This window comes from Marmoricola sp. Leaf446 (assembly GCF_001424755.1).
Lineage (GTDB): Bacteria > Actinomycetota > Actinomycetes > Propionibacteriales > Nocardioidaceae > Marmoricola.
Map to the genome: position 1 here is coordinate 271620 of NZ_LMRF01000001.1, position 11533 is coordinate 283152.

Consider the following 11533-nt stretch of genomic DNA (forward strand, 5'->3'; position numbering starts at 1 on the left):
ACAGCCGAGGTCACGTCAGCACGCCGACCGTGACGCCGACGAGCACCCCCGCGGCGTACAGCAGCTCGGCCTGGCCGGTGAGCTGCAGCACCGGGACCAGCGCCGGACCGGTCGCGCGCTCGACCAGGACCGTGCGGACGGCGCGGGCGGCGGGTGGTGCCGCGGCCAGCGCGAGCAGGACCCACCAGGTCGTCGTCAGCGCGATGCCGACGAGCGCCACGACGGCCGCGCCGACCAGCAGGCCGTGGAGGAGACGGGTGCGCTCCTCGCCCAGCACGACGGCCAGGGTGCGCTTGCCGGCGACGCGGTCGGTGGGGATGTCGCGCAGGTTGTTGGCCACCAGGATGGCGCAGGCGAAGGCGCCGACGCCGATGCCGGCCCAGAGCGCGGCGAGGTGGAAGGCCTGCGTCTGGACGTACGCCGTGCCGATGACGGCCACCAGCCCGAAGAAGACGAACACCATCACCTCGCCCAGCCCGAGGTAGCCGTAGGGCCGCGACCCGCCGGTGTAGTACCAGGCGGCCAGGATGCACAGCGCGCCGACGGCCACCAGCCACCAGCTGGTCGTCGCCGCGAGCACGAGCCCGACCACCCCGGCGGCGGCCAGGGAGCCGAGCGCCGCGGCCTTGACCGACCGCGCGCTCGCCGCGCCGCTGCCCACCAGCCGCATCGGCCCGACCCGGTCGGCGTCGGTGCCGCGGATGCCGTCGGAGTAGTCGTTGGCGTAGTTCACCCCGACCTGGAGCAGCAGCGAGACGGCCAGCGCGAGCAGCGCCTTCCACCACACCGCGCCGTCCTCCCACAGGGCGACGGCGGTGCCGGCGAGGACCGGCGCGACCGCCGCGGGGAGCGTCCGGGGGCGGGCACCGGCGATCCACTGGGCAGGGGTGGCCATGCGCGGATCATGCCAGGGAGCAGGTACGCCGCCCGCGGCCGGCCGCCGCCGGGCTAGCGTGGGCCGGTGCCCAGCCCGACGCCTACCCCGACGCCGACGAGCAGCCTGCGTCCCGTCTCCGGTGACGCCGACGGCATCCTGGCGCTGCTGCGGGAGTGGGACGCCGCCACCGACCCCGCGCCGCTCGTGGTGGCGACCAGCGGCTCGACGGGCCGGCCCAAGCGGGTGGTGCTCTCCCGTGACGCGATGCGCGCCTCCGCGCTGGCCACCCAGGAGCGCCTCGGCGGTCCGGGGCAGTGGGTGCTGGGGCTGCCGCCGACCTACGTCGCCGGCGTCCAGTTGCTCTACCGCAGCGTGGTCGCCGGCACCGACCCGGTGCGCCACGACGGCGACTGGGCGGAGACCGTCGCCCGGATCCGCGGCCGCGGCCACGTCTCGCTGGTGCCGACCCAGCTGGTGCGGCTGCTGCGCGACGAGGGCGGCTCCCACGCCGTCGAGGCGCTCGCCCGGGTGGACGCCGTGCTCGTCGGCGGCGGCCCGCTGGACGCACGGGTGCGCGCGGAGGCCGAGCGGCGCGGCGTACGCGTGGTGCAGACCTACGGCATGAGCGAGACCTGCGGCGGCTGCGTCTACGACGGTCGTCCGCTCGACGGCGTGGAGGTGCGGGTGCGCGACGGCGAGGTGCAGCTGCGCGGGCCGGTGCTCTTCGACGGCTACCAGGACGAGCCCGAGCGGACCGCGGCCGCCCTGGACGACGGCTGGCTGCGCACCGACGACCTCGGCGAGCTCGACCCGGACGGCCGACTGCGCGTGCTGGGCCGCGCCGACGACGTGATCATCAGTGGCGGCGTCAAGGTGCCGGCCCGCGCGGTCGCCACCGCCGTGACCGCCGACGCCGCGGTCGTCGAGGCCGAGGTGGTCGGGGTGCCCGACGAGGAGTGGGGCGAGCTCGTCACGGCCGTCGTCGAGGCCCACGAGCCGGTCACGCTGGCCGGCGTACGTGACCTCGTCGAGCCGCGCGCCTGGGCCCCGCGCCGCCTGGTCGTGGTGGCCGAGCTGCCGCGGCTGGCCAACGGCAAGCCCGACCGGCTCGCGATCCGCGCGCTGGCGGCCCGGGAAGTGGCCCGAGAGGTGACCCGGGAGGTGGCCCGTGGCTGAGGTGTTCGCGATCCCGCTCACCACCCGCTTCCGCGGCATCACGGTCCGCGAGGGTGTGCTGCTGCGCGGGGAGGCGGGGTGGGGGGAGTTCAGCCCCTTCCTGGAGTACGACGACCCGACCGCCGCCCCCTGGCTGGCCTGTGCCCGCGAGGCGGCCCACGAGGGCTGGCCGGCGCCGCTCCGCGACCGGGTGCCCGTCAACGTGACCGTGCCCGCCTGCGGGCCCGAGGAGGCGCACGCGATCGTGCTGGCCGGCGGCTGCCGCACGGCCAAGGTCAAGGTCGCCGAGCGCGGCCAGGACCCGGGCGAGGACGAGGCCCGGCTCGAGGCGGTCCGCGACGCCCTCGACGCGGGTGGCCCCGGCGGCCTGGTGCGCGTGGACGCCAACGGCGGCTGGGACCTCGAGGAGGCCGTGCGCCGGATCCCGGTGCTGGCCCGCGCCGCCGGCGGCCTGGAGTACGCCGAGCAGCCGGTCGCCTCCGTCGAGGACCTCGCCGCCTGCCGCCGCCGCGTCGACGTGCCGGTCGCGGCCGACGAGTCCATCCGCCGGGTCGCGGACCCCTACCGGGTGCGCGACCTCGAGGCGGCGGACGTCGCCGTGCTCAAGGTGCAGCCGCTGGGCGGGGTGCGCGCCTGCCTGCGGATCGCCGAGGACATCGGGATGCCGGTCGTGGTCTCGAGCGCGGTGGAGTCGAGCGTCGGCATCGCCGCGGGCGTGGCCCTGGCCGCCGCCCTGCCCGAGCTGCACCACGCGTGCGGGCTCGCGACGGTGCAGCTGCTGACCGGGGACGTCGTCGCGGCGCCGCTGCTGCCCGTCGACGGCGCGCTGCCGGTGGGGCCGGTCGACGTCGACCCCGCCCGGCTGGCCGCGCTGACGGCGCCGCCGGAGCGCGCGCGCCACTGGCAAGACCGGCTCGGCCGGGTCGAGGCGCTGCTCGACGGGAGGGCCTCGTGAGCCCCGCCGAGGAGCTGGCCACCTGGCTGGTCGACGCCCTGGTGGCGCGCGGCGTCGTGGAGGCGGTGCTCTGCCCGGGCTCGCGCAACGCGCCGCTGGCCTTCGCCCTCGCGGCCGACCCCCGGCTGCGGCTGCACACCCGCGTCGACGAGCGCACCGCCGGCTTCCTCGCTCTCGGGCTGGCCAAGGGGTCGCGGCGCCCGGTGCCGGTGGTCACCACCTCGGGCACCGCCGCGGCCAACCTGCACCCGGCCGTGCTCGAGGCCGCCCACGCCGGCGTGCCGCTCGTCGCGGTGACCGCCGACCGGCCCGCCCGGCTGCGCGGCACCGGCGCCAACCAGACCACCGACCAGGTGCGCCTCTACGGCGACGCCGCGTCCTTCCTCGACCTCGTCGGCCCCGACGACGCCGCGCTGACGGCGGCGATGGGCGCCGTGGTCGACCCCGAGCCGCCCGGTCGCGGTGGACCGGCCCACCTCAACGTGCAGCTCGACGACCCGCTGGTGCCGGCGACGCTGTCCGACCGGACGCCCGCTCCGGTCGTCGAGGCGCCCCGGCCGCACCCGTGGTGGCGCGACGTCGAGGCGGTGACGCTGCCGCTCGGCCCCCGGACCGTCGTGGTCGCCGGCGACGACGCGGGTCCGCCCGCCCGCAAGCTCGCCGAGGACGCCGGCTGGCCGCTGCTGGCCGAGCCCAGCAGCGGCTCGCGCACCGGCACCCACCCGATCCGGACCTACCGGCTGCTGCTCGGCACCGCGCTGGGCGACCGCGTCGAGCGCGTCGTCGTCCACGGCCACCCGACGCTGTCGCGTCCGGTCGCCCGGCTGCTGGCCCGCCCGGACGTCGAGGTGGTCTCGGTGCCCGCCGTCGGTCGCTGGGCCGCGCGGCCGTTCCCGGTCGCCGCCGAGCACGCCGCGGTGCGCGCCGACGCCGACGACCCCGCCTGGCTGGAGGAGTGGCGCGAGGCCGACCGGGTGCTGTCGCGCCGGGTCGACGAGCTCGTGGCCGCGCAGCCCGGCCTCACGGCGTACGACGTCGCGGCGGTCGTCGACGCCACCAACCCGCCCGGGGGCCTGCTCGTCGTCGGCGCCAGCAACCCGATCCGCGACCTCGACCTGATGGCGGGCGCCCACCCGGTCGGGGAGCGCCGGATGGTGCTCGCCAACCGTGGCCTCGCCGGCATCGACGGCACCCTCTCGACCGCGATCGGCGCCGCCCTCGCCCGGGACCGCAGCACCCGGGCCACGGCGTACGTCGGTGACGTGACGTTCCTGCACGACCTCACCGGCCTCGTCCTCGGACCCGACGAGCCGCGGCCCGACCTGACGATCGTGGTGCCCAACGACGACGGCGGCTCGATCTTCGCCACGCTCGAGCAGGGCGGGCCGGCGTACGCCGACCGCTTCGAGCGCCTCTTCGCCACCCCCCACGGCGTCGACCTCGCGGCGCTGTGCGCGGCGACCCGCACCCCCCACTGGCGGGTGGAGAGCCGCGCCGAGCTCGAGCACGCCCTGGCCAGCCCGGCGGGCGGCATCGAGGTGGTCGAGGCCCGCGTCGACCGGCGCGACCGTCGTCGGACGGACGAGGCCATCCGCGCCCTGGCCTGACCCGGCGGAATGTTCTCGACCCCGGCGGTGGTTGGGGACCCGAACCGTAGAGGAGTCTGTCCAGGTGCACACCGTCGTCCTGCTCGTGGGCATCGTGGCCGTCGTGGTCGCGGTGGCCGCCGTCTGCGCGAAGCTCGACCTGCCCTCGCCGCTGGTGCTGATCCTGGTCGGCGTCGTGGGCTCCTACCTGCCCTTCGTGCCCGACGTGACCCTCGAGCCCGAGGTGGTGCTTTTCGGCCTGCTCCCACCCCTGCTGTACGCCGCGGCGCTGCAGACGTCCCTGGTCGACTTCAACGCCAACCGGCGGCCCATCCTGCTGCTGTCGGTGGGGCTGGTCATCCTCACCACCTTCGGGGTGGGCGCGGTCGTGCACGCGCTGCTGCCGGGCGTCGGCTGGGCCGCCGCGCTGGCCATCGGCGCGGTCGTGGCACCCCCGGACGCCGTCGCCGCCACCTCGATCGGTCGCCGGATCGGGCTGCCGCGCCGGGTGGTGACGATCCTGGAGGGCGAGTCGCTCCTCAACGACGCCACCGCCCTGGTCGCGCTCAACACCGCCATCGCGGCGATCGTGTCCTGGCAGGTCGTGGGCGCCGACTTCGCGATCGCGGCCTTCGGCGGCGTGGCCGTGGGGCTGGCGTTCTACGTCGTGATCGGCTTCGCCCGCAAGCACGTCACCCAGACGACGCTCGACACCGCGCTGGGGCTGCTGACGCCGTTCGCGGCCTTCGTCGCGGCCGAGGAGATCGGTGTGCCCACCTCGGAGGACCACGTCGCCCACCCCTCGGGCGTGGTGGCGGTCGTGGTCGCCGGGCTGCTGCTCGGGCACCGCTCGGCGGTGCTCCAGAACGCCCAGTCGCGGATCGCCGAGCGGCTCAACTGGCGCAGCATCCAGTTCCTGCTCGAGAGCGCGGTGTTCCTGCTGATCGGCCTGCAGGCCCGCGACATCATCGCCAACGCCTTCGGGGACGAGGCCGGCACGACCCGGGTGCTCGTGCTGTGCGTGGCGACCCTGGTCACGGTCGTGGCGATCCGGATGGCGTGGGTGTTCTTCTCCCGCTACGCGCTCGTGCGGCCCGGGCCCGACGGCAGCGGCAAGGTGCCGCCGTGGACCTACACGTTCCTGCTGGGCTGGGCCGGCATGCGCGGCGTGGTCACGCTCGCGGCGGCGTTCATCATCCCGCCGGAGACCCCCTTCCGCGACGTGCTGCTGCTCATCGCCTTCTTCGTCACCGCCGGCACGCTGCTGCTCCAGGGCGCGTCGCTGCCCTGGGTGGCGCGCCGGCTGCGGGTGCCCTCGCCCGACCCGGCCGCCGACGCGCTGCTGCGGGCCAACGTGCTGCACCAGGCCTCGCAGGCTGGTCTCGGTCGCCTCGACGAGCTGGCCGGGGAGGACCCCCACGACGTGGCGACCACCATCCGCGACCGGGTGCAGCGCCGCGACTTCGCCGCGTGGGAGCGCGTCGGCCCGCAGGGGGCCGAGAACCCGAGCGAGACCTACAACCGGTGGCGTCGCGAGATGATCGACGTCGAGCGCGGCCGCGTGCTGGAGATCCGCAGCACCGGCACCGTGCCGCACGAGGTGATCGACGAGGTGCTGGCCATGCTCGACGTGGAGGAGTCGATGCTCGACCACAGCAGCGCCGAGCGCGAGCGGGTCCGCGGGGCCGACGCCACCGCCTTCGAGGGCGACTGCGAGCACCTGCGCCAGGTCCGGGCCCCGGTCGAGCCCGACAGCGCGGGGGAGTGCACGGACTGCCTGCGCGAGGGCACCACCTGGGTGCACCTGCGGATGTGCGTGGTGTGCGGGCACATCGCCTGCTGCGACTCCTCGCCCCAACGGCACGCCAGCGTGCACCACGAGCACACCGGCCACGAGGTGATGCGCTCCGCCGAGCCGGGCGAGGACTGGCGCTGGTGCTTCGTCGACCAGGTGACCGGCTGACCCGCCGCTAGGTTTGCTCCCATGAGGATCACCAAGCTCGGGCACGCCTGCGTCCGCCTCGAGGTCGACGGGGCCGTGGTCGTGGTCGACCCGGGGGCGTTCACGCCCGAGGCCGACGCCACCGACGGCGCCACCGCGGTGCTGCTGACCCACGAGCACCCCGACCACTGGTCGGTCGACCACCTGCGCCGCACCGACGCGCCGGTCCACACCATCCGGGCCGTCGCCGACGCGGTGGTCGCCGCCGCCCCCGACCTCGCCGAGCGGCTGCGGGTCGTCGAGCCCGGCCAGCAGCTCGACGTCGGCGTCCCGGTCACCGTCGTCGGCGAGAAGCACGCGGTGATCCACCCCGAGCTGCCCCACTTCGACAACAGCGGCTACCTGCTCGACCTCGACGGCACGACCGTGTTCCACCCCGGCGACGCGCTCACCGTGCCCGACGTCCGCCCCGACGTGCTGCTGCTCCCGGTCAGCGCCCCGTGGCTGAAGCTGTCGGAGTGCATCGACTACGCCCGCGAGGTCGGGGCGCCACGCAACCTCGCCATCCACGACGCGGTCTACAGCGAGGTCGGCCACCAGGTCGCGGGCAGCATGCTCGACCGGTTCCTCGGGGCCCGCGACCAGGCCTACACCCGCCTCGAGCCGGGCACCGACGCGTGATCGACTGGCTGCGCGACCGCTCGGTCTGGGAGCTGGTCTGGCTGACGCTGCTCGTGCTCGTCGTGCTGACGGTGCTCTCGGCGTTCGCGACCCGGGCGCTGGTGCGTCGCGGCATGCGCGCGCCGTTCGTGATCCGGTTCTTCAACCGCATCCAGGAGCGCGTGGTCGAGGTGGTCAAGCGGCCGATCACCATCGCGGTGCTCGACGAGGTCGCCGACGTCATCCAGACCGGGCACTACACCCGCAACATCTCCGCCGCCCTGGTGGAGAACCACGACGCCCTGATCGACCTGGTCTCGGAGAAGGTCCGCAACGACCCCTCGTCGCGGGTGGTGAGCCGGATCCCGGGCTACGACGCGATCGTCGGGCAGGTCAGCGAGACGACGCTGCGGGTGCTGATCGAGATGCTGGGCGACCCGCGCATGGACGAGCTCGTCTCGGACCTGCTGCGCAACAACCTGCAGCAGATCAAGCTCGCGGTGCGTGAGCGGCAGAACGAGGCGGTGCCGGCGCACACCCCGCCCGACCCGGTGCCGCCGCACCTGCGCCACATCTCCCCGATGACCGGACCGGTCTCCGGCGGCGGCCCCGGGTCGACGTACGACGCGACGGGGCGGTAGCCCAGCAGCAGGTCAGGCGGGGCCCAGCGCGTCGCGCACCGGGAGGAACTTGGCCTGTGCCTCGGCCAGCTCGGCCTCCGGGTCGGAGCCCGCGACCACGCCGCAGCCAGCGAACAGCCGGACGGTCGCCGGGTCGGCCGGGTCGACCTCGGCCGAGCGCAGCGCGATGCCGAACTCGCCGTCGCCCTGGGCGTCCATCCACCCGACCGGCGCGGCGTACCTGCCCCGGTCCATGCCCTCGATCTCCTCGATCAGCTCGACCGCGACCTTGGTCGGCGTCCCGCCGACGGCCGCCGAGGGGTGCAGCGCCGCGGCGAGGTCGAGCACGCTCGCCCCGGCGGCGCCGGCCGACTCGTGGTGGTCGTGGACCACGCCGGTGACGTCGGTGGCCAGGTGCATCACGTTGGGCAGGTGCAGCACGAACGGCACCTCGGGCACGTTGGTGGAGGAGCAGTACGGCGACAGCGACTCGGCGACCGAGCGGACGGCGTACTCGTGCTCCTCGAGGTCCTTGGAGGACCGCGCCAGCTGACCGGCGAGCCCGGCGTCGCGCGCGTCGTCGCCGGTGCGGCGGATGGTGCCGGCCAGCACCCGGGAGGTGACCAGCCCGCGCTCGCGTCGTACGAGCATCTCGGGCGTGGCGCCGAACAGGCCCTCGACGTGGAAGGTCCAGCACATGGCGTAGTCGTCGGCCAGGCGGTGCAGCGGCCAGCGGACGTCGACGGGCGCGGCCGCCGTGGCCAGCAGGTCGCGGGCCAGCACGACCTTCTCGAGGTCGCCCTCGCCGATGCGACCGACGGCGTCGGCGACCACCGACTCCCAGGCGGCGCCGCTCATCGCGCCGTCGGCGAAGGTGACCTCGCGCGGCGGGGCGGGCGGCTCCCGGCGGGCCAGCGCGGTGAGGTCGGGGAGCGCGGGGGTCTCGCCGGCGCCGGTGACGGTCACCCAGGCGCGGCCCTCGCGGCGGCCGACCAGGACCTCGGGCACGACCAGCAGGCTGTCGCCGGGCTCGTCGGCGAAGCCGAAGCTGCCCAGCGCGACCAGGCCGGTGCCGGGCACCTCGACCTCGTCGGTGACCTCGGCGGCACCGGCCAGCTCCCGCCACCAGTCGGAGGCGTCGGCGAAGCGGTCGTGGCCCGACGTGCGGCACCGGGCCGCCACGCCCCACGCCACGAGACCGTCGCCGCGGCGCAGCCACGCCATCGGCTCGGCACCCGCCGGGAGCAGGTCGAGCAGGTCGCTGGGCAGCGCGCTGGGGGGCAGCTCGACGGTCCTCGTCACCAGCGGTCGGCCGGTCGCGCTCGGCGACGGCGACGGGCTGCTCACCCCTCGAATCTACGGGAGCGGTGCATCCGTCCTCGCGCAGACCCCGCGCCCGCGGCCGCTCAGGACCAGTAGACGACGACCTTGTCGCCGACCGAGACCTGGTCGTAGAGCCAGGTGATGCCGGGGAGGTCGCGGACGTTGACGCAGCCGTGGGAGGCGCCGGCGTACCCGCGGGCCGCGAAGTCGGCGGAGTAGTGCACCGCCTGGCCGCCGGAGAAGAACATCGCGAACGGCATCGGGGAGTCGTAGAGCGAGGAGACGTGGTCGCGCGACTTGCGCTCGACGGCGAACTGCCCCTCGCGGGTCGGGGTGTAGGAGGAGCCGAAGCGCACCGAGACCGAGCGCAGGACCGTGCCGTCGACCACCCAGCGCAGCGTGCGGCTGGTCTTGTCGACGCACAGCGCCCGGCCGGTGCGGCAGCGCGGGTCCAGCGCCGCGGAGGTGTCGCCGTCCCCGGGGAACCGGTTGGCGAGCTCGTCGCGGGTGGGCTCGCGGGTCATCGCGGCCAGCCGGCCGCGGGTGCGCTGGTCGACGTACCCCGTGACGGCGATGCCGCGCTTGGCCTGGAAGCCGCGCACGGCCGTCTCGGTCGCGGTGCCGTAGTCGTCGGTGACGTCGCCGACGAACCACGCCACCTGCCGCAGCCGCGACTGCAGCTCCCGGACCTCGGGGCCCGCGTCGCCGGGGCCCAGGAGCCGGGGGCCGGGCCGGGGCACCTGCCGGGGCCGCTCCTCGGGCAGCGGCGCCCGCGCCCCGAGGACGCGGCGACCGCTCGCCGAGGCGGCGGGGGACGCCGGCGGGGAGGCGTTGGCCGACGGCGGAGCAGGCGAGGTGGGTGGGCTCGGTGTGGTCGGTGCGGTTGTGGGCTCGGCCGCGGCCGGCGAGGCGACGTCGGCCCCCGGTCGGTCGAGCAGCCCGCCCCGCGTCACGGCCCAGCCCGCGGCCGTGGTCACCCCGACCACCGCCAGCAGCATCGCCAGGCCCGCGACCCCGGCGCGCGCCCGACCCCGACGTCCACGAGACCCACCCGACATGGGCCCATCCTCGCCGGTCCGAGGGCCTGGATGTCGGTGGACGCACCGTGGCGGCCTAGGGTTCGTGGGTGACCCGCGCGAGCCTGGCCAAGCGACCTGCCGAGGTGCAGGCGATGTTCGACGACGTGGCCCAGCGCTACGACCTCACCAACGACGTGCTCTCGCTGGGCCAGGACCGCCGCTGGCGGCACGCCGTCGTGCGGGCCGTCGACCCGCGGCCGGGGGAGCGGGTGCTCGACCTCGCGGCCGGGACCGGCACGTCCTCGCAGCCGTTCCGCGACCTCGGCGCCGAGGTGGTCCCGTGCGACTTCTCGGTCGGGATGCTCCGGGTCGGCAAGCAGGCCCGCCCGGCGCTGCCCTTCACGGCCGGCGACGCCACCCGGCTGCCCTTCGCCGACGACAGCTTCGACGCGGTCACCATCTCCTTCGGCCTGCGCAACGTCGTCGACCCGGACGCCGGCCTCCGCGAGATGCTCCGCGTCACCCGGCCCGGCGGCCGGCTGGTGGTCTGCGAGTTCTCGAGCCCCACCAACGCGGCCTTCCGCACCGTCTACCTCAACTACCTGATGCGGGCGCTGCCGCCCATCGCCCGGGGCGTGTCCTCGAGCCCCGACGCCTACGTCTACCTCGCCGAGTCGATCCGCGAGTGGCCCGACCAGCCCGCCCTGGCGGCCCGCCTGGAGGCTGCCGGCTGGCGCTCGCCGCAGTGGCGCAACCTCTCCGGCGGCATCGTGGCGCTGCACCGGGCCACGGCCTAGCAACTCGTATTTAGGAAAGCCTGTCGTGCGTTAAATCCGCTGGTCAGGGGGCTGTCGGACGCGTCTGACAGGGTGGTGGGGCAGGTTCGCCAACTGTGACGTGGGCCTCTATGCTGGGCCGTCGTCGGGAGTTCGTGAAGAACTTCACAATTGCACCAACGCTGATGATCGAGCTGGTCCGAGGAGGATCATGGAGCTCTACACGCCCGTGCTGGCGCTGGCGGCCCTGGCCGCCGGGTTCGCCGTCTTCTCCGTCGTCGTCAGCTCGCTCACGGGTCCGGCCCGCGCCAACCGCGCCAAGCTGGACTCCTACGAGTGCGGCATCGAGCCCACGCCCCAGCCGGTCGGCGGGGGTCGTTTCCCGGTGCGGTACTACATCACCGCGATGATGTTCATCATCTTCGACATCGAGATCGTCTTTCTCTACCCCATCGCCGTGGCCTTCGACCAGATGGCGTTGTTCGGCCTGATCGAGATGGTGCTGTTCATCATCCCGGTCTTCGTCGCCTACACCTACGTGTGGAAGCGCGGCGGGCTGGAGTGGGACTAGTGGTCCTCACCGGACCGGTTTGGTTGTG

General features: G+C 75.1%; 11 protein-coding genes. 8 read left to right on the plus strand and 3 right to left on the minus strand.

Features of this window, described 5'->3' with window-relative positions; all coding sequences use genetic code 11:
* Window positions 1–10: 10 nt before the first annotated feature.
* The gene (locus tag ASG49_RS01185) at window positions 11–895 is read right to left on the minus strand and encodes a 1,4-dihydroxy-2-naphthoate polyprenyltransferase (RefSeq protein ID WP_056536014.1); all 885 of its coding nucleotides are present in this window, start codon (window positions 893–895) and stop codon (window positions 11–13) included.
* A 66-nt stretch (window positions 896–961) separates the two neighbouring features.
* Between ASG49_RS01185 and ASG49_RS01190 the strand changes: the two genes are divergently transcribed.
* From ASG49_RS01190 to ASG49_RS01215, 6 genes are all read left to right on the plus strand, one after another.
* Window positions 962–2053, plus strand: a complete 1092-nt coding sequence (locus ASG49_RS01190) for an AMP-binding protein (RefSeq protein WP_200936172.1) — start codon at window positions 962–964, stop codon at window positions 2051–2053.
* Window positions 2046–3008 (plus strand): o-succinylbenzoate synthase, encoded by a 963-nt coding sequence (locus ASG49_RS01195; protein WP_056536017.1) that lies wholly within the window; start codon window positions 2046–2048, stop codon window positions 3006–3008. The genes ASG49_RS01190 and ASG49_RS01195 overlap by 8 nt, the downstream gene beginning before the upstream one ends.
* Complete coding sequence (gene menD / locus ASG49_RS01200; protein ID WP_056536021.1) at window positions 3005–4615, plus strand: 2-succinyl-5-enolpyruvyl-6-hydroxy-3-cyclohexene-1-carboxylic-acid synthase; 1611 nt, start codon at window positions 3005–3007, stop codon at window positions 4613–4615. The genes ASG49_RS01195 and menD overlap by 4 nt, the downstream gene beginning before the upstream one ends.
* A 64-nt stretch (window positions 4616–4679) precedes the next feature.
* A complete protein-coding gene (locus ASG49_RS01205; protein ID WP_056536024.1) occupies window positions 4680–6557 on the plus strand; it encodes a cation:proton antiporter in 1878 nt (625 codons plus the stop codon).
* 21 nt (window positions 6558–6578) lie between these two features.
* Window positions 6579–7217 carry an MBL fold metallo-hydrolase gene (locus ASG49_RS01210; protein ID WP_056536026.1) on the plus strand — a complete coding sequence of 213 codons (639 nt, stop codon included), beginning with the start codon at window positions 6579–6581 and terminating at the stop codon, window positions 7215–7217.
* Window positions 7214–7837, plus strand: coding sequence for a hypothetical protein (locus ASG49_RS01215; RefSeq protein ID WP_056536029.1), 624 nt, complete (start codon window positions 7214–7216; stop codon window positions 7835–7837). Before ASG49_RS01210 ends, ASG49_RS01215 begins: the two co-directional genes overlap by 4 nt.
* A 12-nt stretch (window positions 7838–7849) precedes the next feature.
* Here ASG49_RS01215 and ASG49_RS01220 read toward each other — a convergent pair whose 3' ends face one another.
* Together ASG49_RS01220 and ASG49_RS01225 are read right to left on the minus strand one after the other, a co-directional pair.
* A complete protein-coding gene (locus ASG49_RS01220) occupies window positions 7850–9163 on the minus strand; it encodes an isochorismate synthase MenF (protein WP_056536034.1) in 1314 nt (437 codons plus the stop codon).
* A gap of 59 nt (window positions 9164–9222) precedes the next feature.
* Window positions 9223–10197: a L,D-transpeptidase family protein gene (locus ASG49_RS01225; RefSeq protein WP_056536037.1), complete on the minus strand. Its 975-nt coding sequence runs from the start codon at window positions 10195–10197 to the stop codon at window positions 9223–9225.
* 68 nt (window positions 10198–10265) lie between these two features.
* On the opposite strand from ASG49_RS01225, the gene ASG49_RS01230 reads away from it, so the two are divergent.
* Both ASG49_RS01230 and ASG49_RS01235 read left to right on the plus strand, forming a co-directional pair.
* Window positions 10266–10955, plus strand: a complete 690-nt coding sequence (locus ASG49_RS01230; protein WP_056536039.1) for a demethylmenaquinone methyltransferase — start codon at window positions 10266–10268, stop codon at window positions 10953–10955.
* A 190-nt stretch (window positions 10956–11145) separates the two neighbouring features.
* A complete protein-coding gene (locus ASG49_RS01235) occupies window positions 11146–11505 on the plus strand; it encodes an NADH-quinone oxidoreductase subunit A (protein WP_056536042.1) in 360 nt (119 codons plus the stop codon).
* The last annotated feature ends 28 nt before the right edge of the window (window positions 11506–11533 follow it).

Bases quoted from the DNA above. Each gene is read 5' to 3' on its own strand.
- ASG49_RS01210 (WP_056536026.1), top strand. From the start codon at position 6,579: ATGAGGATCACCAAGCTCGGGCACGCCTGCGTCCGCCTCGAGGTCGAC.
- ASG49_RS01235 (WP_056536042.1), top strand. From the start codon at position 11,146: ATGGAGCTCTACACGCCCGTGCTGGCGCTGGCGGCCCTGGCCGCCGGG.
- ASG49_RS01185 (WP_056536014.1), bottom strand. From the start codon at position 895: ATGGCCACCCCTGCCCAGTGGATCGCCGGTGCCCGCCCCCGGACGCTC.
- ASG49_RS01225 (WP_056536037.1), bottom strand. From the start codon at position 10,197: ATGTCGGGTGGGTCTCGTGGACGTCGGGGTCGGGCGCGCGCCGGGGTC.